At 64.1% G+C, this 26,090-nt stretch carries 26 protein-coding genes; 9 read left to right on the forward strand and 17 right to left on the reverse strand.

The features are described from left to right. Window positions 1-110 precede the first annotated feature (110 nt). The 3 genes from gpt to QQL24_RS33110 all read right to left on the reverse strand — a co-directional run bounded on the left by gpt (window position 111) and on the right by QQL24_RS33110 (window position 2,660). Window positions 111-614, reverse strand: a complete 504-nt coding sequence (gene gpt / locus QQL24_RS33100) for a xanthine phosphoribosyltransferase (RefSeq protein WP_284316585.1) — start codon at window positions 612-614, stop codon at window positions 111-113. A 106-nt stretch (window positions 615-720) separates the two neighbouring features. Beyond that, window positions 721-1,479, reverse strand: a complete 759-nt coding sequence (locus QQL24_RS33105; protein WP_284316586.1) for a competence/damage-inducible protein A — start codon at window positions 1,477-1,479, stop codon at window positions 721-723. A gap of 50 nt (window positions 1,480-1,529) precedes the next feature. After that, window positions 1,530-2,660: an Mrp/NBP35 family ATP-binding protein gene (locus QQL24_RS33110; RefSeq protein ID WP_284316587.1), complete on the reverse strand. Its 1,131-nt coding sequence runs from the start codon at window positions 2,658-2,660 to the stop codon at window positions 1,530-1,532. A 356-nt stretch (window positions 2,661-3,016) separates the two neighbouring features. On the opposite strand from QQL24_RS33110, the gene QQL24_RS33115 reads away from it, so the two are divergent. After that, on the forward strand, window positions 3,017-3,643 hold the full coding sequence (locus tag QQL24_RS33115) for a 2OG-Fe(II) oxygenase (protein ID WP_284316588.1): 627 nt from the start codon (window positions 3,017-3,019) through the stop codon (window positions 3,641-3,643). Window positions 3,644-3,722: 79 nt separating this feature from the next. Here the strand turns inward: QQL24_RS33115 and QQL24_RS33120 are convergent, their stop codons facing one another. Further along, on the reverse strand, window positions 3,723-4,217 hold the full coding sequence (locus tag QQL24_RS33120; RefSeq protein ID WP_284316589.1) for an anthrone oxygenase family protein: 495 nt from the start codon (window positions 4,215-4,217) through the stop codon (window positions 3,723-3,725). After that, on the reverse strand, window positions 4,210-5,058 hold the full coding sequence (locus QQL24_RS33125) for an NmrA family NAD(P)-binding protein (RefSeq protein WP_284316590.1): 849 nt from the start codon (window positions 5,056-5,058) through the stop codon (window positions 4,210-4,212). Before QQL24_RS33125 ends, QQL24_RS33120 begins: the two co-directional genes overlap by 8 nt. Window positions 5,059-5,136: 78 nt before the next feature. Here QQL24_RS33125 and QQL24_RS33130 point away from each other — a divergent pair, with 78 nt between their 5' ends. From QQL24_RS33130 to radC, 3 genes are all read left to right on the forward strand, one after another. Further along, complete coding sequence (locus QQL24_RS33130; protein WP_284316591.1) at window positions 5,137-5,802, forward strand: TetR/AcrR family transcriptional regulator; 666 nt, start codon at window positions 5,137-5,139, stop codon at window positions 5,800-5,802. A gap of 111 nt (window positions 5,803-5,913) precedes the next feature. Further along, window positions 5,914-6,744 carry a type I methionyl aminopeptidase gene (gene map / locus QQL24_RS33135; RefSeq protein WP_284316592.1) on the forward strand — a complete coding sequence of 277 codons (831 nt, stop codon included), beginning with the start codon at window positions 5,914-5,916 and terminating at the stop codon, window positions 6,742-6,744. A 15-nt stretch (window positions 6,745-6,759) separates the two neighbouring features. Beyond that, complete coding sequence (gene radC, locus QQL24_RS33140) at window positions 6,760-7,515, forward strand: RadC family protein (protein ID WP_284316593.1); 756 nt, start codon at window positions 6,760-6,762, stop codon at window positions 7,513-7,515. Between the two features lie 99 nt (window positions 7,516-7,614). On the opposite strand, the gene QQL24_RS33145 is transcribed toward radC, so the two are convergent. From QQL24_RS33145 to QQL24_RS33190, 10 genes are all read right to left on the reverse strand, one after another. Next, complete coding sequence (locus QQL24_RS33145; RefSeq protein ID WP_284316594.1) at window positions 7,615-8,343, reverse strand: SDR family oxidoreductase; 729 nt, start codon at window positions 8,341-8,343, stop codon at window positions 7,615-7,617. 31 nt (window positions 8,344-8,374) lie between these two features. Then, window positions 8,375-9,625, reverse strand: coding sequence for a sugar ABC transporter permease (locus QQL24_RS33150; RefSeq protein WP_284316595.1), 1,251 nt, complete (start codon window positions 9,623-9,625; stop codon window positions 8,375-8,377). Further along, window positions 9,622-10,446: an ATP-binding cassette domain-containing protein gene (locus QQL24_RS33155; protein ID WP_284316596.1), complete on the reverse strand. Its 825-nt coding sequence runs from the start codon at window positions 10,444-10,446 to the stop codon at window positions 9,622-9,624. The genes QQL24_RS33150 and QQL24_RS33155 overlap by 4 nt, the downstream gene beginning before the upstream one ends. 79 nt (window positions 10,447-10,525) lie before the next feature. Next, window positions 10,526-11,587 carry an ABC transporter substrate-binding protein gene (locus QQL24_RS33160; RefSeq protein ID WP_284316597.1) on the reverse strand — a complete coding sequence of 354 codons (1,062 nt, stop codon included), beginning with the start codon at window positions 11,585-11,587 and terminating at the stop codon, window positions 10,526-10,528. 204 nt (window positions 11,588-11,791) lie between these two features. Next, window positions 11,792-12,676 (reverse strand): AraC family transcriptional regulator, encoded by an 885-nt coding sequence (locus tag QQL24_RS33165; RefSeq protein WP_284316598.1) that lies wholly within the window; start codon window positions 12,674-12,676, stop codon window positions 11,792-11,794. Window positions 12,677-12,879: 203 nt separating this feature from the next. Further along, complete coding sequence (locus tag QQL24_RS33170) at window positions 12,880-13,986, reverse strand: type 2 periplasmic-binding domain-containing protein (protein ID WP_284316599.1); 1,107 nt, start codon at window positions 13,984-13,986, stop codon at window positions 12,880-12,882. Next, window positions 13,986-14,630 (reverse strand): 5-bromo-4-chloroindolyl phosphate hydrolysis family protein, encoded by a 645-nt coding sequence (locus tag QQL24_RS33175; protein WP_284316600.1) that lies wholly within the window; start codon window positions 14,628-14,630, stop codon window positions 13,986-13,988. Before QQL24_RS33175 ends, QQL24_RS33170 begins: the two co-directional genes overlap by 1 nt. Window positions 14,631-14,633: 3 nt before the next feature. Beyond that, window positions 14,634-16,313: a vWA domain-containing protein gene (locus QQL24_RS33180; protein ID WP_284316601.1), complete on the reverse strand. Its 1,680-nt coding sequence runs from the start codon at window positions 16,311-16,313 to the stop codon at window positions 14,634-14,636. After that, window positions 16,313-17,380, reverse strand: a complete 1,068-nt coding sequence (locus tag QQL24_RS33185) for a toxic anion resistance protein (RefSeq protein ID WP_284316602.1) — start codon at window positions 17,378-17,380, stop codon at window positions 16,313-16,315. Before QQL24_RS33185 ends, QQL24_RS33180 begins: the two co-directional genes overlap by 1 nt. 70 nt (window positions 17,381-17,450) lie before the next feature. Next, the gene (locus QQL24_RS33190) at window positions 17,451-18,206 is read right to left on the reverse strand and encodes a DeoR/GlpR family DNA-binding transcription regulator (protein WP_284316603.1); all 756 of its coding nucleotides are present in this window, start codon (window positions 18,204-18,206) and stop codon (window positions 17,451-17,453) included. A gap of 107 nt (window positions 18,207-18,313) precedes the next feature. Between QQL24_RS33190 and QQL24_RS33195 the strand changes: the two genes are divergently transcribed. Beyond that, window positions 18,314-18,916, forward strand: a complete 603-nt coding sequence (locus tag QQL24_RS33195; protein WP_284316604.1) for an NUDIX domain-containing protein — start codon at window positions 18,314-18,316, stop codon at window positions 18,914-18,916. A gap of 847 nt (window positions 18,917-19,763) precedes the next feature. Here QQL24_RS33195 and QQL24_RS33200 read toward each other — a convergent pair. Further along, a complete protein-coding gene (locus QQL24_RS33200) occupies window positions 19,764-20,789 on the reverse strand; it encodes a zinc-dependent alcohol dehydrogenase family protein (protein WP_284316605.1) in 1,026 nt (341 codons plus the stop codon). A gap of 117 nt (window positions 20,790-20,906) precedes the next feature. Here QQL24_RS33200 and QQL24_RS33205 point away from each other — a divergent pair, with 117 nt between their 5' ends. The 4 genes from QQL24_RS33205 to QQL24_RS33220 all read left to right on the forward strand — a co-directional run bounded on the left by QQL24_RS33205 (window position 20,907) and on the right by QQL24_RS33220 (window position 25,385). Further along, window positions 20,907-21,830, forward strand: coding sequence for a LysR family transcriptional regulator (locus tag QQL24_RS33205; protein WP_284316606.1), 924 nt, complete (start codon window positions 20,907-20,909; stop codon window positions 21,828-21,830). 241 nt (window positions 21,831-22,071) lie between these two features. Beyond that, window positions 22,072-23,487, forward strand: a complete 1,416-nt coding sequence (locus QQL24_RS33210) for a circularly permuted type 2 ATP-grasp protein (RefSeq protein WP_284316607.1) — start codon at window positions 22,072-22,074, stop codon at window positions 23,485-23,487. Between the two features lie 101 nt (window positions 23,488-23,588). Continuing rightward, complete coding sequence (locus QQL24_RS33215) at window positions 23,589-24,530, forward strand: alpha-E domain-containing protein (RefSeq protein ID WP_284316608.1); 942 nt, start codon at window positions 23,589-23,591, stop codon at window positions 24,528-24,530. Window positions 24,531-24,545: 15 nt separating this feature from the next. After that, complete coding sequence (locus tag QQL24_RS33220; protein ID WP_284316609.1) at window positions 24,546-25,385, forward strand: transglutaminase family protein; 840 nt, start codon at window positions 24,546-24,548, stop codon at window positions 25,383-25,385. Window positions 25,386-25,683: 298 nt separating this feature from the next. Here the strand turns inward: QQL24_RS33220 and QQL24_RS33225 are convergent, their stop codons facing one another. Then, complete coding sequence (locus tag QQL24_RS33225) at window positions 25,684-25,980, reverse strand: hypothetical protein (protein WP_284316610.1); 297 nt, start codon at window positions 25,978-25,980, stop codon at window positions 25,684-25,686. Between the last annotated feature and the right edge of the window lie 110 nt (window positions 25,981-26,090).

The following is a 26,090-nucleotide window of genomic DNA, read 5'->3' on the forward strand; positions in this document are numbered from 1 at the left end:
CAAATCCCACACGCGCGCGAATCTCCTAAAATCGTGACTCAGTAGAATTCAGACCCGGCTCTTGGCAGCCTCGTTTCTATGAAGAGGCGGGTCTGAAGAACCCCCGAAGCTCACCCTGCCGTGGTGTCCTGCGCGATCGGCGGCTGGAAGGCGAGGCCCATGTCCCAGGGGAAGTAGATCCAGGTGTCCTGGCTGACTTCGGTGATGAAGGTATCGACCAGCGGGCGCCCGAGCGGCTTGGCATAGACTGTGGCGAAGTGCGCCTTCGGCAGGCGCTCGCGCACCACGCGGGCGGTGGAGCCGGTGTCGACGAGATCGTCGACCACCAGGATGCCCTCGCCGCCGTTCTCGGCGAGCTTGTCGTCGATATCCTTGAGCACCATCAGGCCGCTCTGGGTCTTGTAGTCGTGATAGGAGGCGATGCAAACCGTCTCGATCATGCGGATGCCGAGCTCGCGCGAGATGATCGCCGCCGGGACCAGGCCGCCGCGGGTGATGCAGACGATGGCATTGAACGGGCCGCTGCCGGAGAGGCGCCAGGCGAGCGCGCGCGCGTCGCGGTGGAACTGATCCCAGGATACGGGAAATGCCTTGTCTGGCTTGGGCGAGCTCATGGTCCGGTCCTTATTCGCAGGTCGCTCTTCATAGCGGCGAAATCGGAGGGATCAAGCCCGGTTTTCGAGCATGCCACAAAGGAGGGGTTCGACCGCGTGGCCGAGCTCAGCGCTTGATGCCGGCCACCATTGCTTCGACCTCAGCCTTCGCGGCGGCGACCTTGGCGGCGTCCTTGCCGCGGATCACCAGCTGTGTCTGGAAGCCGGCCGGGCCGAAGGAGGGATAGGAGCCGATCGAGACCTCGGGATGGGCCTCCGCGATGGCGGCGAGCGGAGCGGCGATGATGCCCTCGCCGATACCAGGTCCCGGCGAGACGCTGTCCGAAAGGGTCACCGCCCCGACCCGCATCTTCTTGATCGCATTGTCGAGCATGCGCTGCATGATGTTGGGCACGCCGGCCATGACGATGACGTTGCCGATCATGAAGCCAGGCGCCGCCGAAACCGGATTGAGCACAAGCTCGGCGCCATCGGGAATGCGGGCCATGCGCAGGCGCGCCGGCGTCAGGTGCTCGGCGCCGCCATAATGCCTGGTCATGATCTCGACAGCCTGCGGGCTCACATCGATGCTGACACCGAAGGCCTTGGCGATGGAATCGGCAGTGATGTCGTCATGCGTCGGCCCGATGCCGCCGGTCGACAGCACATAGTCATAGTGGGAGCGCAGGGCGTTGACGGCCTCGACGATGCGCTCCTCCACATCGGGCACCACCCGCACTTCCTTGACGTCGATACCGGCACCCGTGAGGAATTCGGCGATGTAGCCGATGTTCTTGTCCTTGGTGCGCCCCGACAGGATCTCGTCGCCGACGACAAGGATGGAGGCCGTTACCGCAGCGGAGGAAGCAGGCTCACGATTTTCCATTGGGCATTCCTGAAGACTTTAGGCATTCCTGAAGACTTGGGGTTGCCCCCTCATTCGATGACAATACGCGGCGGCTGGCGCCGATCAACTCCCTCGCCCGATAAACGCGCCCAGACCTGCGCCGCCATCTGCCGATAGATGCCCGCCTCCTGGCTATCAGGCAGCGTGGCCACTATTGGCTTGCCGGCGTCCGAACGCTCGCGCACCTCCAGCGACAGCGGCAATTCGCCCAGGAACGGCACGCCGAGCTTCTCAGCCTCGCGCCTCGCGCCGCCATGGCCGAAGAGATGGCTGACATGGCCGCAATTGGGGCAGGAGAAGGTCGACATGTTCTCGACGATGCCAAGCAGAGGTACATTCACCTTCTGGAACATGCCGACGCCGCGGCGGGCATCGATGAGGGCGAGATCCTGCGGCGTCGAGACGATCACCGCCCCGGCCAGCGGCGTGTGCTGGGCCATGGTCAGCTGCGCATCGCCGGTACCGGGCGGCATGTCGACGACCATGACGTCGAGCTCGCCCCACACCACCTCGCGCAGGAGCTGGGTTAGCGCGGACATCACCATCGGCCCGCGCCAGATCATCGGAGTCTCCTCGTCGACAAGGAAGCCGATCGACATCACCTTCACGCCATAGGCTTCGAGCGGAACGATTTTCTTGTCCGGCGTCTGCTCCGGTTTGGCCGACAGGCCGAAGAGTTTTGGAATGGACGGTCCGAAAATATCGGCGTCGAGCAGACCGATCCTAAGCCCCTGCGCGGCCAGCGCAATGGCGAGGTTGCAGGCAGTCGTAGACTTGCCGACGCCGCCCTTGCCGGATGCCACCGCGATCACACGATGGATGCCGGGCAAGCCCACGGGACGCCCCTGCGGCGCATTATGCGCCGCCGTCTGCGCCCTAGGTCCCGGTGCTCCTTGCCGCGCTTCTCCTACCGGCCGCTCGGCGGTGAGGCCGACGAGCACACTGGTCACCCCCGGCAGCCCGCGCACGGCATTCTCCGCCGCCGCCCGCACCGGCTCCATGGCGCGCGCCTCGGTGGGATCGATAGCGATGGCGAACATCACCTTGGAGCCGTCGATGCGGATCTCGGTCAGGCGACCCGACGCCGTCAGGGATTGGCCGCTTGCCGGCAGTTTGACGAGTTCGAGGGCGCGTTGGACATCGGCGGGCGTCAGGGGCACGAGGGAATCCTCACCAGGAAGGGAAGCTACAGCTGCGGAATCAGCGCGCAGCCGTCTGTCAGAATTGGTAAGCGCCTTAGCACCAATCAACCGCGGCGGGCAGCTGATCTGCAATAATTATGCCTCATAGCGATGTTAGCGGCGCTCGCTTCGCAAGGGCTCGATACGAGTTCTCATCGTCAAATTCGCCCTCCCGGCCCGGCAATGTCCGCGTTTTAAGGGTGCGACCCCGATCTTCCTTGACGCTATGTCCATTCGGCAGGACATTCCGCCACAAAATGGGGTATCGGCTGGGCGATCGAATCATGCGGGAGGCGCCTTACGGCCTGCCGCGTCCGTGACCACAGGAGTAAGAGATGACCAGCGTCATCAATCTGGACGTCGTCAAGAATGCTGAAATCCACCAGCAGCCCTATCGTTATATCGTGGGCGATGCCTTCCTCAAGGAGGACAAGATCCCGAAGCTGCGCGAGGAATTCCCGCCCATCGACAAGCCGGGCTACCTCACGGTCGACGAGGTGATGATCAAGGGCACCTTCAAGCAGCTGATCGAGGACCTCGAAAGCGACGAGATGGCCGACGCCCTCTCCGCCAAGCTCGACCTCAACCTGACGCCGCTGCCGCGCCTGACCACGATCCGCCGCCTGTCGCAGTTGAAGGATGGCCGCATCCATACCGACAGCGAAAGCAAGCTCGCCACCTTCCTCGTCTATATGAACGACAGCTGGAATGCGAGCGCCGACGGCCGCCTGCGCGTGCTCAACGGCCCGGAGGACTTCGACGACATGACGGCCGAGATCTCCCCCGTGATGGGCTCATGCTTCGGCTTCCGCCGCGCCGACAATTCCTGGCACGGCCACAAGCCCTTCGCCGGCGAACGCCGCGTGGTGCAGATCACCTGGCTGAAGGACGCCTCCGAACTCGAGCGCAAGAAGAAGCGCAACGGCATGGCCCAGTTCTTCAAGGGTATCTTCGGGCGCTGAGAGTGGTGTGCCGACGAAAAAGATCGGCACCCCTTCCCGAGATGCTACCGCCTTCGTGCCGATCGGGAGATCGGCACCCCTACACCGCTGCACGCCGGATCAGCGCCAGCACGAACAGCGCCAGGGAAAGGGCCGGCGCCACCGTCCTTACATGGTTCCAGGCCGTCCACTCCGTCAGGTAGCGCGACCAAAAGCTGGCGGCCTCGGCCGTGTCGGCTTGCATGGTCGCGAGCGTATCATTGAGCGGCACGTTGAAGACCATGGTGACGCCGATGCAGGCCACCAGATAGATCAGGCACCCGGCCAGCAGGAGCTTGCCGCTGAGATCGCCCCACCACATCCAGGCGCCGGCGAGCAGGACTAGGCAAAGCGCGCCTGTGCCCATGAAGGCGGTCATGAAGCTGGGATTGATCACCACCACACTGATCGACTGCATGGCGCTGATGCCGCTCGGCGCCGGGATACGCCCCAGGGCCGGCATCACGAAGGACGAGAAGGCGAAGAACACGCCGGCCACCAGGCCGCAGCCCACCGCCGCGATGAAGATCAGGACTTCCAGGCTGCGCTCAAGCATGGTTGCCTCCCCAGATGCCCGTGGCTGCGACATCGGCGACATAGGCTGCGAAGTCGCGCGGAGGTCGGCCGAGAGCCCTCCGCACGCCATCGGCCAGCGGTGTGTTGCGTCCATCCAGCACAGTGGTGAAGAGATAGAGGACGAGATCGACGTAAGGGGCCGGCATCTGCATACGCTGGAGTTCGGCCCTGTAGGCCTCCACCGGCACGCTTGCATAGGCGATGGGCCGGCCGGTTGCGGCGGCAATCGCCGCAATGGCCTCAGCGAAGGTCAGCGCCCGCGGGCCGGTGATCTCGTAGCGCTGGCGGGCATGGCGCGGATCGTTGAAGGCGGCGACGGCGATCTGCGCGATGTCCCTGGTGTCGACGAACGGCTCCGGCGCAAGGCCGGCTGGGAGTGCGACCTCCCCTGCCCTGATATCGTCAAGCAGGAAGGCCTCGCTGAAATTCTGGAAGAACCAGCTGCAGCGCAGGATCGTCCAGTCGATCGCCAGATCCTGCAGCACGGCCTCGGCCTCCTCCGCCTCCGCTTCACCCCGCCCCGAGAGCAGCACGATCTTGGCGATGCCGGCGGCGATCGCCTGGCGGAAGAAGGCGCGTATGGTCTCGACGGCGCCGGGCACGGCAATGTCGGGCTGATAGGCGACGTATACGGCCGACATATCCGCCAGCGCGGCGCCCCAGCTCTCCGGCCGCTCCCAGTCGAAATGCGGCTCGGCATGACGCGAACCGATGCGGACGTCGCGCCCAGCCTTGACCAGCCCTTCCGCAACCAGCCGGCCCGTCTTGCCCGTGCCGCCCAGCACGAGAATCGAACCGTTGCCATAAGGATTGTTTGCCATTTCCAGCTCCCTTGGTTAAATATGAATAACCCTCACATTTATACAATGTGATAAACACTCACATTTACGATGTCAAGCATGGCCATCGCTCGCACGCCTCCTTCCCGCAAGCCCTCGATTTCCCGCGATGCTCCGGCGGAGGCCTCCCTGCCCCGCCGCGCGCCGGTGCAGCAGCGCAGTCGCGAGCGCATGGACAAGATCCTCGCCGTTGCCTCGGCACTGATCGGCAGCAAGGGCAGCGATCAGTTGAAGATGGGGGAAGTCGCCGAGCAGGCCGGCATTTCGATCGGCTCGCTCTATCAATATTTTCCCGACAAGAGCGCGATCATCCGCAGCCTCGCCGAGCGTTACAGCCTGGAAAGCCGGCGCTGCATCGAGGAAGCCCTGCTCCCGGTGACCTCGCTCGCCGGGCTAGAGGCGGCCTACGGCTCCCTGATCGACGTCTACTACGCCCTGTTCAAGGCCGAACCGGTGATGCGGGATATCTGGTCGGGCATGCAGGCCGACAAGCAGCTTATGGCACTGGAACTCGCCGAGAGCCGCCTCTGCGGTCTGATGCTGGCACAGGCGATGGCGCGAGCGCATGACGGGAAGGATCCCGCGATCTACGCTGCCAGGGCCTTCATGATCTGGCAGCTCGGAGAGGCCGCGATGCGGCTGGCGATCTCGGTCGACGAGAAGGAAGGCGACGCCATCGTTTTGGCCTTCCGGCAGATGACGCTGCGTGAGATACTCACGCCCTGATCACGGTCGCCCACGTATGAGCCGCGTGGCAGTCATGCAAAATTCAAAATTCTCTTTCCTGCCGGCGTACCCAAATGGCATAAGTACACAAAGAGATATCCAGGACCTTTCATGAGCTTTATCGACGCAGAACTGTCCCCCCAACGCAAGAACGGCCAGATCAAGATCCACGGCCCGGAGGCGTTTGCCGGTATGCGCACCGCGGGCCAGCTCGCGGCGGAGGGGCTGGACCTGATGGTCGACGCCGTCCAGCCGGGCGTGACCACCAACAAACTCGACAGGATGCTGTTCGAGTTCGCCATGGACAACAATGCCTATCCGGCCACGCTCTATTACCGCGGCTATCCGAAATCGAGCTGCATCTCGCTCAACCACGTCGTCTGCCACGGCATACCGGACGACAAGCCGCTGCAGGAAGGCGCCATCCTCAATATCGACTACACGGTGGTCTTGAATGGCTGGCATGGCGATTCCAGCCGCATGTATGCGTCCGGCGAAATTCCGCGCCGGGCCGAGCGCCTGATGGAGGTGACCTATGAGGCGATGATGCGCGGCATCAACGCCATCAAGCCCGGCGCCACCACTGGCGATATCGGCTATGCCATCCAGAGCTTCGCCGAGGCCGAGCGCTGCTCGGTGGTGCGCGATTTCTGCGGCCATGGCCTCGGCCGCCTGTTCCACGACGAGCCAAACATCCTGCATTACGGCCGCCGCGGCGAGGGTGTGGTGCTGAAGCCCGGCATGTTCTTCACGGTGGAGCCGATGATCAATCTCGGCAGGCCCGATGTGAAGGTGCTCAATGATGGCTGGACGGCCGTGACGCGCGACCGCTCGCTCTCGGCCCAGTTCGAGCACAGCGTCGGCGTCACCGAGACGGGCGTGGAGATCTTCACGCTCTCGCCGGCCAAATATGACCAGCCGCCCTATGCCAAAGTGGCCTGATTCCGAGTGGTTTGAATGAAGAAGGGGCGCTCGACGTCTCCAGCCCTCCTTCTGGAATTGGGCGAGGCTTCCGTTGCACGGGCCATCGAGGGGCCCGAGTCCGAGCCGCATTATCACGGCCATCGCGAGAGACTTCGTGAGCGCTTCGCCGAATCCGGCGGCAGGCTGCCGGATTATGAACTCCTGGAGCTGCTGCTGTTCCGCTCTATCCCCCGCCGCGATGTCAAGCCGCTGGCCAAGGCGCTGATCGCCCGCTTCGGCTCGCTGGCCGAAGTGCTCGGTGCCCCGATCGCGCGGCTGAAAGAGGTGGAAGGCGTCAGTGACGGGGTGGCGGGCGATCTCAAGATCATCGAGGCCGCCGGCCATCGCCTCGCCCGGGGCGACGTCGCCAAGCGGCCGGTGTTCTCGACTTCATCCGCATTGATCGACTATTGCCGCTCCAGCATGGCCTTCGCCGAGCGCGAGAACTTCCGCATCCTCTTCCTCGACATCAAGAACGGCCTGATCGCCGACGAGGTGCAGCAGACGGGCACGATCAATCATACGCCCGTATACCCGCGCGAGGTGATCAAGCGTGCGCTGGAACTCTCGGCCACCGCCCTCATCCTCGTCCACAACCACCCTTCCGGCGATCCCTCCCCCTCCAGCGCCGATGTGAGCATGACGCGTACCATCGCCGACATCGCCCGCCCGCTTGGCATCTTGCTGCACGACCACCTCATCATCGGTCGCGACGGCCATGTGAGTTTGAAGACGATGGGGCTAATGTGAGGGGTTCGGGGTGTTGGCAAGGCCTGCTAAGGCCAAGGGCCGAGCAACGAGATACTTTATAGGCGGAGGAGAAAGCCGAGCCTGGAGCCGCCTCCCCGCTCAGATGTCGAGGCTCTGCGGCAGGATCACCATATCGCGGATGGTGATATTGCGGGGGCGCGTCAGCATATAGAGCACGGCGTCGGCGACTTCCCTGGGTTCCATCAAGCTGCCGGCGGCCAAGGCTTCATCGAGCTTGGCCTGGGGCCAGTCCTTGAGCAGCGCGGTGACGACCGGGCCGGGCTGGACCGCGCCAACGCGGATGCCATACTTGGCGACCTGCCGCCGGACGGTGTGGACGAAGGCCTGAATCGCGTGTTTGGAGGCGGTATAGATCGGTTCCCACAGGACGGGGATCATGCCGGCGACCGAGCTGGTGATGATGATGTCGCCGCTCTTGCGGTCCGCCATATGGGGCAGCACCGCATGCACGGTGCGGAACACGGCATTGATGTTGAGATCAAGCATGCGGTCCCAGGCATCGGGATCCCCCTCCAGCACCTCGCCGCCGATATAGGCGCCGGCATTGGCGTGGAAGATGTCGAGCTGGCCGGTCTTGCCCAGGATGGACGGCATCATGGTGGCCACGCTTTTGGGATCGGTGAGATCGATCACGAGAGGAATGGCTTTCGGCCCGAGTTCCACGCAGAGGTTTTTCAGTATGTCTTCCGCCCGGTCGATCAACACCACCTGGGCGCCCGCGTTAAGGAGATATTTCGTGCATTCGAGGCCGATGCCGGACGCGGCGCCGGTGATGGCGGCGACCTTGCCGGTAAGCTCCTGATTCATTTTAAAAAATTCCTGTTTCCGAAAGGTTGGTTCACGCCCTGCCATGGGAAACGCGGGACCTGCGTGCCAGGGAGTCGACAATGACGGCTATGGCCAGCACGGCGCCGGTGATCATGTAGCGGAGCGAAGAAGACAGATCGAGCAGCGTCAGCCCGCTGGCGATCGACTGGATGACGATGATGCCGAGCAAGGCCGAAAAGGCGCTACCCCGCCCGCCGAACAGGCTGGTGCCGCCGATCACGGCGGAGGCGATGGCGTTGAGGTTGACGTCACCGGTGCCGGCCTGCTGGCTGGACGTCGCAAGGCGCGCCGCCGACAGGATGCCGCCAGCCGAGGCGAGGACCGAACAGAGCACGAAGGCTGAGGCGTAGGTGAAGCGAACATTGATGCCCGCCCGGCGCGCTGCCTCGCGGTTGCCGCCGACAGCCGTCATGGACCGGCCCCATTTGGTGCGCGTCAAGGCATAATTCATCACCACGACCAAGCCGACGAACAGGCCGAACATCCAGGGAACGCCGCGATCCTGATTGAGGTAGAAGGCGACGAATTCAAGCACGACTGTCACGACGATGGCGCGCAGCAGCAGACCGCCGAGGGAGGATGAGGACAGCCCAGCCTCCCGGCGGCGCGCGGCCGTGCGATACTCGGTTGCGAACATCGCCAGGCCGGCGAGCGCGGCCAGGACGTAAGCAACGATGTGCGGCATCACCATCGTCTGACCGAAACTCACGACGGGTGAGCCGTAGGGCAGGTTGATCGAGCCCGTGGAGCCGAGGAGATAGAGCTGCAAGCCGAGAACGGCGAGAAGGCCGGCCAGGGTGGCGACGAAGCTCGGCATGCCGAAACGGTTGAACAGAGCCGCGTAGAGCGAGCCGATCAGCGCCCCGACGACCAGTGCGGCGAGGATCGCCAGCACGGCCGGCCAGCCCATATTCACCCAGAACACGCCGAGGAGCGCCGATGCGAGGCCGCTGACGGAGCCGACGGACAAATCGATCTCGCCCACCATCAGGATGCAGACGATGCCAAGCGCGATCACGCCCACCGTCGAGCAGTCGAAGAGCAGATTGACGAGGTTGTTGGGCGACAGGAAGATCGGATTGAGGGTCTGGAACACCACGCAAATGATGATGAGGCCGACAACCACCGGCAGCGAACCGAGATCGCCGGACCGGACCCGATCAAGAAAGGCACGGATGGCGCCGCCAAGTCCGGCCTCATGCTTGAGGCGCTCATCGGCCCGGTCGAGCAAGGGCGCGCCGGGATCGATGTCCTTGCTCATGGCTGGGTCTCCTGCCTCTGCGACTGGCTTTGGCCGCTCTGACGCCGGTTGGCGCGACGGGAGACGGCATTGTTGGCCGCACCCGTGATGGCGCTTACCAGTTCCTGGTTGGAAGCGTCGGGATAGAAGATACCGTTGTTGCGCCCGAGCCGCAGCACCACGATGCGATCGGCCACTGCGCGGACGTCCTCCATATTGTGGCTGATCATCACCACGCCGAGGCCCCGGTCGCGCACGCGTTCGATCAGGTCGAGCACCTCGGCCGTCTGCGCCACGCCGAGGGCGGCGGTGGGTTCGTCGAGCAGGATGAGCTTGGGTTCAAGCAGCAGCGAGCGGGCGATCGCCACCGTCTGGCGCTGGCCGCCCGAAAGGGAGGCGACGGGCTCACGCACGCTCGGGATGCGGGCCGACAATTCGTTCAGGAGCTTCCAGGCCTTGATCTCCATGGAGACCTCGTCGAGTCGGAGCGCATTGAGTTCGCGGCCGAGGAAGATATTGGCCACCACGTCGAGATTTTCGCACAGGGCCAGGTCCTGGAACACCGTAGCGATGCCAAGGCCCAGGGCGGCACTTGGATCGGACATCGTCACCGGCTTGCCGGCGAAGGTGATCGAACCCGAGCTTGGCTGGTGCACGCCCGCCAGGATCTTCACGAGCGTCGACTTGCCGGCGCCATTGTCGCCGACCAGCGCCACCACCTCGCCCGCATGCACGTCGAGATCGATGTCGGTCAGGGCGGAAACGGCGCCGAAATGCTTGGAGATGCCGCGCAGGCTGAGCACCACGTCACGGGTGTCGGGGCTGGGCGATGGGTCAGTCATGGGCGGCATCCTTACGAATGCAGATCAAAAAGGGGTGCCCCGGCCGTGGGAGAAGGCGGCCGGGACACGGATCGGCCGATTACTGAATGCCGAGCTTCTTGCAGCCGTCGGCATAGCGATCGACACAGATATCGGAGGCTTTGGCAATGCCCTTGTCGAAGATCTCCGCCTTGATGTTCTCCGCGGTCACCACCGCCGGCACGAAGAGCTTCGAGGGCGTGTTGTAGAGCGTCACCTCGGCCTTCGGCGTCTGGCCGGAGAGCAGTTGCACGGCGACATCGGCAGCCGCGGCAGCGACGATCTCGCTGGGCTTGGAGATCGTGTTGTACTGGTCGCCCGCGATGATGAGCTGCAGCGCGGCGGTGGTCGCGTCATTGCCGGTCACCGGCGGAACGGGATCGACACCGGCTGCCTTGAAGGCCGCGATGGCGCCGCCGCCCGTGCCATCGTTCGCTGCGACCACGCCGACGATCTTCTTGCCGAAGCGCGAGATCTGGCCACTCGCCCATTGCTGGGCATTGGTGGGCAGCCAGTTCGGCGTGTCAAACTCGGACAGGGTCTTGTAGCCGCTGTTCGCCAGGCCTTCATGCACACCGTCGCGGATCAGGCCGGCTGCGGCATCGGTGGGCGAACCGTTGATCTGCAGCACGCCAACGTCAGCGGGCGAGACATTCGTCGCCTTCAAATGCTGTATCAGTGACTCCGCGATCGACTTGCCGATCGCCTTGTTGTCGAAGGAGACGTAGAAATCGGCCTGGCCATTGGGGATGGGCCGGTCATAGGCGATCACCTTGACGCCCTGGGCCTGGGCCTGCTTGACGAGCGAAGCGGCCGCCGCCGAATCCACCGGATCCAGCACGATGACCTTGGCACCCTGTGAAATCACGGAGTTGAACTGCTGCTGCTGCTTGGTGGCATCGGTATCGGCGTTCTGGTAGACCACCTTGCATCCCGCGCAGAGCTTCTTCATCTCGGCCACGAAGCCGGGATGATCATGCTCCTCATAACGTGTCGAACCCTGATCGGGCATCAGGAAGGCCACGGTGGCGTCGGTGGCGCTCTGCGCGTGGGCAGCGGCACTGCCGAGCAGAGACAGAGCGAGTATGGCGAGGCCGGACGATTTCAACGAAGAACGCGTCATTTTGTCTTCTCCCTTTGGCGATATGATTATTGGACAATCACCGTCGCACCTGCCGTGACGATCGATGGCTGCTTGGCTTGAGGGTCCGGCGCGTCCCGGCTCCCTGTCTGGTCTGGTTTCAGGCAACACATCTCCTGTCACGGAACGCCTTGGGCGTACCGCGTTGCTGGCCTGATCAGCGATTTGCCTGTCCTTATCCCTCCTCTATGCGGCCCTCGCCGCGTTGATGTTGTCGGCGAGCAGCCGCCGGAATCGCGAGGGCGACATGCCCTTCTCCGCCAGGAACTGCCGGTTGAAATTCGACAGATTGTTGAAGCCGACCTCGAAGCAGATGTCGGTCACCGAAGCCTCCTCGTCGCTCATCAGGAGCTGGCAGGCGAGGTTGATGCGCAGGCGCTTGACGTATTGCACCAGCGACATGCCGGTATGGCGGCGGAAGGCCCGGGAGAACGCGCCGGTCGACTGGCCTGCGATCGCCGCGAGGTCCGCCTCGTTGAAGGGCTGCGTCAGGTTTTCGCGGATATAGGCGAGCGCCTTGTTGATGCCGATCGACATATAGCCGGATGGATCGGGCAGATAGCTAGCGCTAGCGAGCATCTGAAAGCCCTGCGCCCGGCTGAGCACGCCGGCGATCAGCATGAAGAGCTCGATGCGGCGCAGCCCCTGCGCCTCCATCATCTCCTCCATCAAGGGCCAGACCTGCTCGCTGGTCTCGTGGCTGAACAGCACGCCCCTCCTCGAGGATTCCAGCAGGGGGCCGAGCGCGGAAAGTTCGAAAAACACTTTGGTGGCGTCGTCGACGAAGCTCTCCCCGAACTGGATGATGCGACAGCGCAAGGGAACGCTGGTGTCCCTGGGGATGTCGCTCACCCAATTATGCGGCAGGTTGGGGCCGGTGAGCACCAGATTGCCCGGCTCGAACTCGCCGATGAAGTCGCCGACGAAATAGCGGCCATTGGTGGCGACGACCTGGTGAAGCTCATATTCGGGATGGAAATGCCAGCGCACGGTGTGGAAGGGGTAGCCGTGCGAATAGGCGACGAAGGATTCGCCGCGCCGTATCTGAACCACTTCCAGGTCCGGTGCCATGGCCGCTTCCTCCGGGCCGGAGGCGGATTTTCCCTCTCAGCGGCCCTTGCTCCCGTCTGCCGAAATGCATCGGCTTCGACATGAGCAGGAACGGTACGCGCCCGAGAAAGCCGGCGCCACTACGATTCACCCGTCCGGCCGATACTATTTTGACGGCCGAAGCGAACCAAATGTTCGTGGACCGTCGACGACCGCCGCCGTCGTCAGGCCGCCAACTGCCCGATCAGCGCAAGCATGGTCCTGATGTCGGGCATCGGCAGCACGGCGTCGACGCGCGGCATGATGCGGCTCGAGACCAGCGGGTTCTGGGTCTCCCCCGACAGGCCCAGCGGGCCGCGGAAGCCGTGCTTGGTCCAGGCGATCTGCTGGACATCCGGGCTCATCAGGGCGTCCACCAGCGGGGCGGCCGCATCGCTGATCACGATCAGCGGATGGGCGGAGAAGACGGTCGGCTGCGGGTAGAGGATCACCGGCTTGGCTGGGGCGGCTGCCTCCAGGCGCTTCCAGCGCTCCTCGTCCTGAAGGACCCATTCGATCAGCTGGTTCTCATAACCGATAACGAGGGGCTGGGCGCCCGGTCCGCCGGCGAGATAGTCCTCGAACATCTTACCGGAGGAACTCGGCTTGTAGCCCATGCGGTCGAAAATGGTGCGGACCTGGCCACCGATCCGGGCGAGGCTCTGTTCGGTGGCGACCTCGCCCGCCAGGAGATTGGCGGCAAGGCCGGCGAACATGAAACCGGAATTGGAGCGGTTGGGATCGGTCGAGAGCAGCCGGGCCTGGCCGAACAGGCTGGGCACGCCGAGATCGGCCCAACTCTTGTTGGCTAGGATGGCGGTGAGGAGCTTGGCGAGGTCGAGCCTGAAGCGGGCATCGCCATCGGGCTGGGCGAAGCCGGAGGACACCAAGCCCTTGGCGATGGCGTCCCAGGAATAAACCACCATGGGCGAGTTCAGGATGACCTGATCGCGCTGGATCTTCACGCCGTTCTGGCGGGCCAGATCCACGAAGCCGTTGGAGGACGGCCAGAGGAATTGCGGGTTCTGGTCGAGAATGGCGCGCTCGCGTGACATCTCCACACTGCCGGCGCGCCGGGCATCGAGCTCCAGGCCCTGGCGGCGGAGCGCGCTGACGACGTCGGGGTCGGCAAGGAAGCCCTCCTTCTCGCCGCCAATGAAGCCGAACAGCTTGGTCGCCTCGCCGAAATAGCCACGCAGCAGCGGACTGTCGCGCCCGTAGACGATGGCTCCGGTGCCGGCAACGCTGAGACCGAGCAGGCCAAGGCCGAAAGCACGGCGGTTGATGGCCATTACGATCCCTTTCTCTCAATGCGGACAGGCTGGGGTGCTGCCCCGCCCAGATCTTCGGCAAGGGCGCGGCTCATCAGCTTGAGTTCGACGTCGAGCGTGTCGAGCTGAACCTGGGACAGGCTGTCGGCATAGAAGCTGAAGGCCTGATCGAGCTTGCCGAGGATCGTCTCTATCTCCGCCTGCCGGGCAGGATCGGCGCTGCGCTGCTTTTCGACCACGCCGAGCCCCTCGGCGATCTCGGCCGAGCGCGGCAGGTAATAGGTGAGGAAACGCCTGACGGCGGAGAGCTTGTCGGGCTCGGCGACGAGGCGATCGAGAATGCCCTGTGCGGTCTCGGCGAGATGCGCAACGGTCTTGCCGGTGGAACCCGCACGCAGTGCGCGGGCCGCTTCCTTGAGGCGCGCCACGGTCGCCTCACCTTCCTCGACCAGGCTCCCCACCAGCTCGGCCTGCGCGCGACCGACCTCACCGAGATTGACCCGTTCGGCGGTACTGCGTGGCGCCAGGACCAGCGCAAGGCCGGCATAGAGCACAGCCGCAATGGCGATGACCACGAGAAAGGGCAGGTTGAGCGCGAAGACGCCCGCTGGCAGCGCCAAGGCTGCTGCCAGACCTGCGATCAGATGATTGCCGCCGCCGCGCATCGATCAGTTATACCCTCGCGCTGCCCGGAAGGCTTCCGCCAGGCTGGAGCGGCCGTCGAAGACCCGACCGCCCGTGGCAGTGGCGAGCCTGTCGAGCTGCGCCGTGTCGGCGTCGCCGAAGGTCACCCCAAAAATCGGGATGCCCCGCCCCCGGTTCTTCCATTGCGCAATGAAACCTTCCAGATCGCCCTCGCTCCTGCCATCGGTCATGATCAGAATCGCCGGCAGATATTTGCCCGAGTCGAGGTCCGGCGTCATGGTCTGCAGGGCTTCCTGGACGCAGGAATACATATCCGTGCCGCCATCGGCCTCCAGGTCGTTGCCCCACTGCTTCAGCCGCTCCTGGTCGGCAGGCGCCCCCGTGCCGGTCTGGGGATCGCCGGCTCTGCTGGAGAAAGGAATGGCGACGATGTGATCGTCAGGCGTCCACTGCACAAGCAGATTGCGCGTCTGCGCGGGCGTGAACAGGAAGCTCATGGCGTTGTGCAGTTGGCTGATGCCCGGACCCTGCATGCTGCCGGAGATGTCGAGGCAGAGCGCCGTGAGCGAGGGCCGGCGCAGGGCTTCCTGGTAGAGATTGAGCGCGTTGAAGATCACCTTTGGATCCGGCGGGCGCAAAGCGGTGACCACGCGCGAAGGATCGAGGTTCCATTCCGGCACCGGCGTTGCGACAGCCCCGCTCCCCGGACCGACGCGGCGGCCGATGGCGGCGATGCGCTTCTGGGCATCGGCCGAGAGCAGGAACTTCTCGAGGTCGGTCACGAAGGTCTCGACATCCGACCCACGGCCGCGGTCGAGATAGCCCATCGGCCCGTCGGAGAAGGCGACGCCGTCCTTGGGATAGACCAGCCAGAGCGGATCGCTGCCGCGCTTGACCAGCGCCTCATTGGCCTCCTTCAGCGTCACCTCGTAGTTCCACATGGCGTCGGCCTGTTCGTCGCGCGCATCCATGTCGAGGAAGAGGTCGGAGAGCCAGCCGCTCGAACCGGAGGAGCGCTGGACGCCGCTGAGCAGGGTGCGGGCCTTGTCGCGCACCTTGGGATCGGCAAGATCGGCCTCGGTGAGCACCTCGCCCCGCCCCACGGCAGCGTTCAGCATGGCGAGATAGGCCCCCGCACCGGAATTCGACTGCGTGGCCGAGGACATCAGGAATTTCAGCTTGCCGTCCTTCACCGCCTGCAAGATGTCGGCGGTGGTAACCTCGCGCTTGGTCCAGCCCAGGGCTTCGGCCTTGGTCTTGCGCACGCCAAGCAACACCGGGCTTTGCGAGATCGACTGCAAGTGCTTGACCTTGCGGCCTTCGTCGAACACGTCGATCCAGATCGAGGCGGCCGGCCAGACGACATCGGCCTGCAAGGGGTCCGTCGTCGATTTCAGGCCAAAGCCGATATCGAGCGAACCTTCATACTTGAAGGTGCATTTGGCGCCCTGCGACTTGCAGAATTCCTGTACCAGCGGTTCGAGAGGCTGGTTCTCGGATCCGGCCACGATGGCGATGTCAGGCCCCGATTTGCTGCAGGCAGCAAGCGCCAGCAAGGGCAGGAAAAGCGCCAGCACAAGTGCTGCAACCGGGGGGCGGGTCTTCAGACCCGCCTGTGTGCTCAGCCATTGAAGAAGGAGCGCGGAACTGGCGGGTCTGAAGACCCGCCCACCGATGCCCATCACGCGCATACCTGCACCCATCACGCGGGCGCCCGCGTGAGGGCGGTCTTGAGCTCGCCTGTGAGCTGGTCCATGCGGGCTTCGGCCTGGGCGCGCTTGGAGCGGCCCTGGCGCTGCACGTCGATGACGCCGTTGACGGTGTCGATCAGGTCGCGATTGGTCTTTTCCAGCGTCGCCATGTCGATGATGCCGCGCTGGGCCTGCTTCTCGATTTCGATGGCCTGCTTCTTCATCATGTCGGAGGCCTGGCGCATCATCTCGTTGGTGGCGTCGGTCACCGTTTTCTGCAGTTCCAGCGCCTTGGACTGGTTGGTGAGGCCAAGCAGCAGCACCATCTTCTGCTTCCACACGGGGATGGTGAGCTGCGTGGTCGCCTGCAAATTCTCGATCAGCGTCTCGTCGCCCGCCTGCACGATGCGAATCTGCGGCAGTTGTTGAATGCCGATCTGGCGTGCCTGCTGGAGATAGAACACACGCTTTTCCAGCCGGTCCAGCGCCTGCACGGCATCATTGTAATTCTGCGCGGCCATCAGCCCGTCGCCGCTGGCGGTAGCCTGATCGGCACTGTTCTTGAGTTCGGCGAGCCGGCCCTGGCGGAACTCATCGACGAAAGCCTTGCCCGCCTTGACATGGGCTTCGAGAAACTGGATCGAGCGCCTCGTCTCGTCATAGAGCTCGTCGAGCAGCGAGATATCGCGACGCAGGACATCCTTGTGACGGTCGAGATCGATGGTGATGCGCTCGACCTGGCCGGCGACATCGTCGAATTTGCCGATAAAGCGGCGCAGGCGGCTTTCCGCCGAGCCGACCAGACGTTCGAGGAAGCCGGTCTTTTGCAGTTCGGCCGGGTCGAGGCCGCGCGCCTTCTCGATCACGTCGAGCAGGAGCTTGCCGGTATCGCCCATGTCCTTGTTGCGCGTCTGGGCCAGCACGCGATCGGCGAAGGCGACGACGTCGCGCTGCGCCTTGTCGCCGAAGCTGGAGACCTGGGCGCGGTCGGCCAGATCGATCGTGCTCTTGATCTGCGCCACGGCATTCGGATCGATTTCGATCACGGCCTGGCTTGCTGTCTCGGCGATATCGGCCATCAGATTCCCCCCAGCTTCACCATAACCTACCTTGGGGGCATATGTGACAGGCGTATGACAATTGGCCGGCTCAGGAGCGGATGAGTGTCACGCCGGCCTTGCGATAGGGCTCGACTGTTTCGTCCGGAACATCGGCTTCGACCACCATGGCGCTGGCTTCCGAGAGCGGCGCGATCTGGAAGGGTGAGGCAGCGCCAAGCTTTTCGCGCGAAGCGAGCACAATGGTTTCCGCCGCCTGCCGGCTCAGCGCGCGCTTGATCGCGGCTTCCTCGGCGTCGCCCGTGGTGAGGCCGAGTTCGGGATGGATGCCGGTGACGCCCAGAAAAAAGAGATCGGCGCGGATGCGGGCGATGGCCTCCGCGGCAGCAGCGCCCACCGCGACCATCGAATGGCGGAACAGCCGGCCGCCGATCAGTTCCACGGCAATGCCTGGGTGGTTGGCGAGTTCCAATGCGACAGTCGGGCTGTGGGTGACGATCGTTGCTTCAAGCCCATGGGCGAGGTGCCGCGCGAGCTGAAGCGCCGTCGTGCCACCATCGAGCAGCACGACCTGGCCCGGCCGAACCAGCCTGGCGGCAGCGCGTCCGATGGCGACCTTGCCCTCTGGCGAGACCTCTCGGCGCGCCGCGAGATCCGCCATTGCCGGAGAGGCCGGCAGTGCCCCGCCATGCACGCGCTGCAGCAGCCCCTCGCCGGCGAGGTCGCGCAGATCCCGCCGGATCGTGTCCTCGGAGAGCTGGAGCTCCTGGCTGACCGCCTTGGCAATGACCCGGCCGTCCCGCCGCAGCACCTCGAGGATAAGCGCCTTCCGCTCGCTGGTGAGCATGCCAAACCGCCTTCACGAAATCTATTGACTCTGCACGAAATTACACGAAATTCGATAACGAGCAACTCAAGCAGTGGATTTCGTTACATTTCGTGCAGGAGGATAGGATGAGTGTGGCTGATCGTGTGCGCGTCGAGGCGGTGAAGGTGCTGTCGGAGGACTGGTATGTGCTGAAGAAGACGACCTTCAGCTATCAGCGGCAGGATGGCAGCTGGCAGCGCCAAAGCCGTGAGACCTATGACCGGGGCAACGGCGCCACCATCCTGCTCTACGATCCCGGCCGCCGCACCGTGATCCTCACGCGCCAGTTCCGCTATCCCGCCTTCGTCAATGGTTGCGACGATCTCCTGATCGAGACGCCGGCGGGCCTGCTCGACAATGCCAGCCCGGAGGAGCGCATCAAGGCGGAGACCGAGGAGGAGACCGGCTTTCGCATTCAGCAGGTGCGGCGGGTCTTCGAGGCCTATATGAGCCCCGGCTCGGTGACCGAAAAGCTGTTCTTCTTCGTCGCGACCTACCGGCCCGGCGACCGCATCGGCGAGGGCGGCGGCCACGAGGCGGAGGGCGAGGATATCGACATGCTGGAAGTCACCATCGACGAAGCGCTCGCGATGATCGCGCGCGGCGAGATCCGCGACGGCAAGACCATCATGCTCCTGCAATACGCCGCGCTGCATCTGTTTGGCGAGGTGCGAAACGCCCGTTCCTAAGGGCTGTCGACTTCACACATCTCGGCCTCCCGCGCCTTTGGCTCGATGCGCCGAGGTTTGTATACGCCACGCGCAAGCGCTCTCGTTCCCACGCCTTGTCAGGCTGGGTTGATGAAGAGAAACCGGGCGATGGCGGCTGCGGAGCAGCCGTGAAAGCATAGATCATGGAAGATGGCAGGCCGCATTGTCGGCCAGACGCCATCGCCCTGTTCCGGCTGCCGGGCACGCTGACAAGGCGCGCAAGGCCACCTGTTTTTCCGCCTGAGAAGGCGGAGGCGGGCCAAGGCGGATGGCACGGACCATCCGGACCCAGGCACGCCGGCTCGGCAAAGGGGCCTAGCGCTTCCATCTGGCCGGACGGAGGCATGAGCCGTCTTCACCGCATCGGCGGGAGAAGGTAGGGAGGCGTTGGCGGGCTGTTGCCCGTCCCGCTCCGTCCCGGGATCTTGATCGCGTGGTCCTGCCATCGCGAGGCACTTCCATGGTGTGCCGATCCCGTCTGTCCCGCTCGTCACCCCCCGGAAGCCGGCTTCGAGAGAAGCTGACCGCCGCGCGCCTACCGCTTGGATAGGCTGTCGGGGTGGATGGAGGGTTCGGAGCCGGGTCGTTCCTTCGCCGGCTGCTGACGCCTCATTCCAAGACGGATGAGAACACGGGAACGAGAAAAAATCAAGATTAGTTCTTTTTTTGTTCAACGAAATCCAACGCCAGTGTCATCGGCGGAGGAGGATGCCAGAGCGTGCGCTGTCGATTGGCCGGGTCGCTGGCGGGTGGTCCGACCGGACAACTGGGGATCGTTCAGGAATGAGCGGTGCCTATGGAGCTGCCGGTCGCTCCCCCGGGTGTCTCACCCGACATCGACGACAATCTTGCCGAACGCCCCGCGATCGAGGTGATCGAGCGCCGCCTGCACATCCTCGAAGGCATAGCGTCGGTCGATCACCGGCTTCAGCCCAAGATCGTCCACGGCCCGGCCGAACGCCTCCTGCGCGGTGCGATGGCCGACGCCGATGCCCTGGATGGTGAGGCCCTTGAGCATGATCGGCCCCACCGGTCCGGAGACCTCGAAGCCCTCCATCACGCCGACGACGGAGATGCGCCCGCCCATCGCCGCGGCCTGGATCGAGCGGCCGAGGCCCGCGCCGCCCGCGATCTCCACGATATGATCGGCGCCACGGTCCCCGGTCAGCCTGAGGACCGCCTCGACCCAGTCCTCCTGGCTGCGGTCAATGCCATGATCGGCACCCATCGCCTTGGCGCGCGCCAGCTTGTCGACGCTGCTGGAGGTGACGATCACTTGCGCGCCGCCCGCCTTGGCCAGTTGCAGGCCGAACAGGGAGACGCCGCCCGTGCCCTGGATCACCACCGTCTTGCCCAGCAGCGACCCGCCTCGCTCCATCAAGGCGAACCAGGCTGTCACCCCGGCCACCGGCAGGGTACTGGCCTGCGCGTCGTCAAGGCTCGCCGGCGTGGCGGTGAACCAGCCTTCCGGGAAGACGACATAATCCGACAGCACCCCCGGAAAGATGCCACCCAGCGTGCGGTAAGGCGGCGTGCGGGCGTTGCCCTTGTTCAAGCCACTGATCCATTCGGGGATGAAGGCGGAAATCACCCGGTCTCCCGGCTTGAAGCGCGCCGCACCCTCACCCGCCGCCTCGACCACGCCCGCCAGATCGGAAGCCGGCGTGAAGGGAAAGGCGAGCGGCAGGCCGAAGCCCGTCTCGATCACCAGCTTGTCGCGGTAATTCAGGGACGCTGCGGCGACGCGCACCAGCACCTCGCCCGGCCCGGGCTTCGGCTTTTCGACGGTTTCCAGCTTCAGGCGATCCCGCCCCACCGCGTCCATCGACCAGCGCCTCATGGTCTCACTCATGTTCAACTCCATCGACTGTCTGTTGGCGAAGGAGTCGAAATCTACTGTTGCTTATGCGGAACCGGTGGCGATAAGATTTCTCAATATCGCTTCCTAAAATTCTCCAATGAGGCAGATATGACTGATCGTTTGACCGGCGTCGCCGTGTTTGTCGAAGCCGTCGAGGCTGGTGGCTTCGCGGCGGCGGCGCAGCGGCTGAACCTGTCGCGCTCGGCCGTCGGCAAGACCGTCGCCAAGCTCGAGGAAAGGCTGGGCGCGCGCCTCTTCCACCGCACCACGCGCAGCCAGAGCCTGACGGAGGACGGCCAGATCTTCTACGAGCGCTGCCTGCGCGCCCTCGCCGAGATCCGCGACGGCGAGGCCATGCTCGACAGCGGCCGCCGCGAGGTTTCCGGGCGCCTGCGCGTCAGCATGCCCGCCCTCTTCGGCCGCCATTGCGTCGCGCCGCTGCTGCTCAAGCTCGCCGCGCAGCATCCGCGCCTCGAACTCAATCTCAATCTCTCCGACCGCCGCGTGGATCTCATCGAGGATGGGTTCGACCTCGCGATCCGCAATGGCGCACTGGAATCCGACGCCAGCCTCACGACCCGCCGGATCGCCCAGCAACGCATGACCCTGTGCGCTTCGCCCACTTATCTGCGCGAGCGTGGCGTACCCCAGACCATTGCCGCCCTGCATGAGCATGATGCGGTGATTTATATGCGGGCAGGCCAGCCGCGTGCCTGGCTCTTCCCGGTCCCGGAGGGCGCTCCCTTGGAAATCATGCCCAGGAGCCGCTTCCAGTTCGACGCTCTCGATGTCATCGCCGACGCGACGGCGGGCGGAATGGGTATCGCCTGGCTGCCCTGCTGGCTGATCGCCGGTCAGGTGCGCCGTGGCGAACTCGTGCGCGTGCTCACCGACATTCCCGGGCTGCTCTTCGATGTCCACGCTCTATGGCCAAGCTCGCCCCATCTGCCCCTCAGGGTGCGCGCCGCCATCGATGCCCTGGCGGCGAACCTGTCGCGCGCCATGGGCAATGAGATCGGCCTGGCGGCCTGAGCCAGGCAGCAACGGCTTCCCCTTCTGGGGCGGCAACTATATTTCGGGCGATCCCGTCAGAAACCGTCGCCCTCATAGAACATTTATTAGGCCATTATGACCTATGGGCAGAGGCAGGCTGCACTGTTGGTAGGCAAAGACGACCCCTCCTCCTATTCAGCCTGTATCACGTGTATTGACCGCTTGCCGCGCCGGTCGATCTCGCTAAAACTAGTCGCGAGCTGCACTTGTGGAGGAGTGGATGGTGGCGTTTGACGAGATGACCCTGAGCGACGGCACGATACGCCCTGCCTACGCCGATCTCGCGCACTGGCTTTCCACTGCTCCAAAGGAACTTCTGACCCACCGGCGCAATGAGGCTGAACTCCTCTTCCGCCGCATGGGCATCACCTTTGCCGTCTATGGCGACAAGGACGGCGCCGAACGCCTGATCCCCTTCGACATCATTCCACGCATCCTGGCGGCCCAGGAATGGGGCACGCTCAAGCGCGGGCTCGAACAGCGCGTGCGCGCGCTCAACATGTATATCAAGGATGTCTACGGCAAACGCGAAGTGGTGCGCGCCGGCGTGGTGCCTGAGGACCTGATCTTCAACAACCCCGCTTTCCGCCCGGAAATGTCCGGCCAGAGCGTGCCGCACGACGTCTATGTGCATATTGCCGGCATCGACATCGTGCGCGTCGACGCCGATACTTTCTACGTGCTGGAAGACAACGCCCGCACCCCCTCCGGCGTCTCCTATATGCTGGAGAACCGCGAAGTCACCATGCGCCTCTTCCCCGAGGTGGTGGCGCGCCACCGCATCGCACCGGTGGAGAATTACACGGACGAGCTTCTCGCCACCCTGCGCTCCATCGCGCCGCGCTCGGCCTCGCAGGATCCGGTGGTGGTGCTGCTGACGCCCGGCATGTACAACTCGGCCTATTACGAGCATTCCTTTCTGGCCGACCGTCTCGGCATCGAGATCGTCGAGGGGCGCGACCTCTTCGTTCGGGACGAAGTGGTCTATATGCGCACCACGGAAGGCCCGCGCCGCGTCGACGTGATCTACCGGCGCATCGACGACGAGTTCCTCGACCCCCTCGCCTTCCGCCCGGATTCGGCGCTTGGCGTGCCTGGCCTGATGACAGCTTACCGTGCCGGCAATATCACGCTGACCAATGCCGTCGGCACCGGCGTTGCCGACGACAAGGCCGTCTATTCCTACATGCCCGACATCGTGCGCTTCTTCCTGGGCGAAGATCCCATCCTGCAGAACGTACCGACTTTCCGTTGCCGGGAGCCGGAGTCGCTCGCCTATGTGCTCGACAATCTGAAGGACCTGGTGGTCAAGGAAGTCTCCGGCTCCGGCGGCTACGGCATGCTGATCGGCCCGCATGCCACCAAGGAGCAGCTTGCCGAATTCCGTGCCAAGCTCGAGGCCCATCCCTTCGGCTATATCGCCCAGCCGACCTTGGCCCTGTCGACCTGCCCCTGCTATGTGGAGGAAGGTGTCGCACCGCGCCATGTGGACCTGCGCCCCTTCGTGCTTACCGGCTCCGACAAGATCCGCATCGTGCCGGGCGGCCTGACACGCGTGGCGCTGAAAGAAGGTTCGCTCGTGGTGAATTCCAGCCAGGGCGGCGGCACCAAGGACACGTGGATTCTTGACCGATGAAGACTTGGATTCTTGACCGATGAAGATTTGGATTCTCGACCGATGATGGCTGTCCGCTTCACATCGCCCTCCTGCCTTCAACGCTCTACGGACGAATAGACATGCTGTCGCGTACCGCCGATAACCTCTTCTGGCTGGCCCGCTATGTGGAGCGGGCCGAATATCTGGCGCGCATCCTCGATGCTGCCTACCGCCTGTCCTCCCTCCCCGCCTCCTATGGCGGCGTTACCACCGAATGGGAGAGCGCGGTGGAGACCGCCGGCTGTGGCCCGGCCTTCTTCGCCAAGCACGAGGAAGCCAATGAGCGCACGGTGACGGAGTTCCTGGCCTTCTCGGCGGACAACCCCTCCTCGATCCGCAATTGCTTCGAGATGGCGCGCTCCAACGCCCGCGGCGTGCGCACCGCACTGACAGCCGAGATGTGGTCGACCATCAATGACGCCTGGCTGCAGCTCAAGAACTACAACTCCGCCCATATGAGCCGCGAGGAAGTGGCGCGCTTCCTGGAATGGGTGAAGGGCGTGTCGCTGATGTTCGACGGCTCGGCCTACCGCACCATGCTGCGCAACGATGCCTATGCCTTCGCGCGCCTCGGCCTCTTCCTCGAGCGCGCCGACAACACCGCCCGCATCCTCGACGTGAAGTATCACGTGCTGCTGCCCCCCTCGGAAAGCGTCGGCGGCAGCCTCGACTACTTCCAGTGGACGGCGATCCTGCGCGCCGTCTCAGCCCTCACGGCCTATCACTGGGTCTACAAGGAGAGCCTCAAGCCTTGGCTGGTGGCCGACCTCTTGACGCTCAACACCCAGATGCCGCGCTCGCTCGCGTCCTGCTACGAAAACCTCAGCGGCAATCTCGACCAGCTTTCCCAGGTCTATGGCCGCCAGGGCCCGGCCCAGCGCCTGGTGCGCGTGACCCAGTCGCGGCTGCAGAATCTGAGCATCGACGAGGTTTTCCAGTCCGGCCTGCATGATTTTGTCACGGACTTCATTACAGATAACAACAATCTGAGCACGGCCATCGCCGAGCAGTATCTGAACTGAACTTTTGAGACTCGCATGCGTATTCGCGTCGCCCACGAGACAGCCTATCGCTATGAACGCCCGGCAAAGTCGGTCACCCAGACGCTGCGCCTGACGCCGCGTTCCCATGATGGGCAGCATGTCGTACGCTGGCGTATCGATATCGACCAGGATGTGCGCCTCACCGTGGCAGAGGACGCCTTCGGGAACATCACCCATGCCTTCACGGCGAGCGGCAGCATCGACACCATGCATGTGCGCGTCGAGGGCGAGGTGGAGACGCATGATCATGCCGGCGTGCTGCATGGCGTGATCGAGCGCTTCCCCGTCTCGCTCTATCTGCGCGATACCGATCTCACCACGGCCAACGAGCAGATCCGCGGCTTCGCCCGGCAGGTCGTGCCCCCGGGGGAGGGAGCGCTTGCCGCCAGTCATGCGCTGATGGAGGCGATCCACGACCGTGTCGAATGGAGCCGCGACGCCAAGCAGGCGGCCACGCCGATCGCCGAGATCTTCGCAAGGCGCAAAGGTATCTGCCAGGATCTCACTCATCTGTTCATCGCCTGCGCCCGCGAGTTGAAGATCCCGGCGCGCTATGTCAGCGGCCTGCTCTACCAAACCGACGGCGACGCCGGCAGCGCCAGCCATGCCTGGGCCGAGACCTATGCCGAAGGACTGGGTTGGGTCGGCTTCGATCCCTCGCTGCAGATCTGCCCCACCGTACATCATATCCGCGTCGCCGCCGGGCTCGACTACCTCAGTGCCGCGCCGGTACGGGGCGCCCATTATGGCGGAGAAGGCGAGAGCCTCGAAGTTCATTTCGACATCGGCGAGAAGACCGCCCCGCGTCAGGAGCAGCGCCAATCCCAGAGCTGAGGGATCACGCGAGAATGCGGCCGAGCACCCTGGCCGGCTTCGGGGATCGAATTGCCTGACACGACCGGCACCATGCTACCGCCGACCTGCGGAAGTCTAGGGATGCCTGACTTTGGGGAAATCAAGTGCGTGTGGAAGACACCACACCGCCCAGCCCGGCAGATCCGGCTCGCTGGACACCTCGCTTGCCATCGGCTTCAGCCGGATGGATCTCCTCATAATCCACAGAAACAGGCCCGAAAAAATCTGGGGAAAAGCTGTGGACTATTAGGCTTTCGTTAACAAACACCCACGAGCATCACAGGCTCGTATCGTGTTTCGGCGCGTATTTGACCATGGACATCTGGGTCTTAGGCCAGAGCCGGGAGACCGCAAATGCGCCGAGTATGCCGAATACGTAACCAAACTGTATAGCCACTCCGACCGCGAGCAGACCAAGAATAGCGGTCAGCATATCATGGCCAGAAAGCCAAACTACGAGCGCGCTCCCAACGGTTTCGACGAGAGCGACTATTACGAAATGAAACAGTGGTATCCAGGATCCACAAAGAACACCTAGCGTCATCGATATAACGACAGGCCAGATCACGAACATTTTCCTCTCCAAGATTATGTTTGTTCTGTGCTCCGCACGCATTACTTTCGACGAAGCCCGCAAGTGGCAGGCCAATACTCCTTTCTCATCGTCGCAACTCAACTACAAAT

Source organism: Labrys miyagiensis (assembly GCF_030160835.1).
Classification (GTDB): domain Bacteria; phylum Pseudomonadota; class Alphaproteobacteria; order Rhizobiales; family Labraceae; genus Labrys; species Labrys miyagiensis.

Bases quoted from the DNA above. Each gene is read 5' to 3' on its own strand.
- gpt (WP_284316585.1), bottom strand. From the start codon at position 614: ATGAGCTCGCCCAAGCCAGACAAGGCATTTCCCGTATCCTGGGATCAG.
- QQL24_RS33105 (WP_284316586.1), bottom strand. From the start codon at position 1,479: ATGGAAAATCGTGAGCCTGCTTCCTCCGCTGCGGTAACGGCCTCCATC.
- QQL24_RS33115 (WP_284316588.1), top strand. From the start codon at position 3,017: ATGACCAGCGTCATCAATCTGGACGTCGTCAAGAATGCTGAAATCCAC.
- QQL24_RS33120 (WP_284316589.1), bottom strand. From the start codon at position 4,217: ATGCTTGAGCGCAGCCTGGAAGTCCTGATCTTCATCGCGGCGGTGGGC.
- QQL24_RS33125 (WP_284316590.1), bottom strand. From the start codon at position 5,058: ATGGCAAACAATCCTTATGGCAACGGTTCGATTCTCGTGCTGGGCGGC.
- QQL24_RS33130 (WP_284316591.1), top strand. From the start codon at position 5,137: ATGGCCATCGCTCGCACGCCTCCTTCCCGCAAGCCCTCGATTTCCCGC.
- map (WP_284316592.1), top strand. From the start codon at position 5,914: ATGAGCTTTATCGACGCAGAACTGTCCCCCCAACGCAAGAACGGCCAG.
- radC (WP_284316593.1), top strand. From the start codon at position 6,760: ATGAAGAAGGGGCGCTCGACGTCTCCAGCCCTCCTTCTGGAATTGGGC.
- QQL24_RS33145 (WP_284316594.1), bottom strand. From the start codon at position 8,343: ATGAATCAGGAGCTTACCGGCAAGGTCGCCGCCATCACCGGCGCCGCG.
- QQL24_RS33150 (WP_284316595.1), bottom strand. From the start codon at position 9,625: ATGAGCAAGGACATCGATCCCGGCGCGCCCTTGCTCGACCGGGCCGAT.
- QQL24_RS33155 (WP_284316596.1), bottom strand. From the start codon at position 10,446: ATGACTGACCCATCGCCCAGCCCCGACACCCGTGACGTGGTGCTCAGC.
- QQL24_RS33160 (WP_284316597.1), bottom strand. From the start codon at position 11,587: ATGACGCGTTCTTCGTTGAAATCGTCCGGCCTCGCCATACTCGCTCTG.
- QQL24_RS33165 (WP_284316598.1), bottom strand. From the start codon at position 12,676: ATGGCACCGGACCTGGAAGTGGTTCAGATACGGCGCGGCGAATCCTTC.
- QQL24_RS33170 (WP_284316599.1), bottom strand. From the start codon at position 13,986: ATGGCCATCAACCGCCGTGCTTTCGGCCTTGGCCTGCTCGGTCTCAGC.
- QQL24_RS33175 (WP_284316600.1), bottom strand. From the start codon at position 14,630: ATGCGCGGCGGCGGCAATCATCTGATCGCAGGTCTGGCAGCAGCCTTG.
- QQL24_RS33180 (WP_284316601.1), bottom strand. From the start codon at position 16,313: ATGGGTGCAGGTATGCGCGTGATGGGCATCGGTGGGCGGGTCTTCAGA.
- QQL24_RS33185 (WP_284316602.1), bottom strand. From the start codon at position 17,380: ATGGCCGATATCGCCGAGACAGCAAGCCAGGCCGTGATCGAAATCGAT.
- QQL24_RS33190 (WP_284316603.1), bottom strand. From the start codon at position 18,206: ATGCTCACCAGCGAGCGGAAGGCGCTTATCCTCGAGGTGCTGCGGCGG.
- QQL24_RS33195 (WP_284316604.1), top strand. From the start codon at position 18,314: ATGAGTGTGGCTGATCGTGTGCGCGTCGAGGCGGTGAAGGTGCTGTCG.
- QQL24_RS33200 (WP_284316605.1), bottom strand. From the start codon at position 20,789: ATGAGTGAGACCATGAGGCGCTGGTCGATGGACGCGGTGGGGCGGGAT.
- QQL24_RS33205 (WP_284316606.1), top strand. From the start codon at position 20,907: ATGACTGATCGTTTGACCGGCGTCGCCGTGTTTGTCGAAGCCGTCGAG.
- QQL24_RS33210 (WP_284316607.1), top strand. From the start codon at position 22,072: ATGGTGGCGTTTGACGAGATGACCCTGAGCGACGGCACGATACGCCCT.
- QQL24_RS33215 (WP_284316608.1), top strand. From the start codon at position 23,589: ATGCTGTCGCGTACCGCCGATAACCTCTTCTGGCTGGCCCGCTATGTG.
- QQL24_RS33220 (WP_284316609.1), top strand. From the start codon at position 24,546: ATGCGTATTCGCGTCGCCCACGAGACAGCCTATCGCTATGAACGCCCG.
- QQL24_RS33225 (WP_284316610.1), bottom strand. From the start codon at position 25,980: ATGTTCGTGATCTGGCCTGTCGTTATATCGATGACGCTAGGTGTTCTT.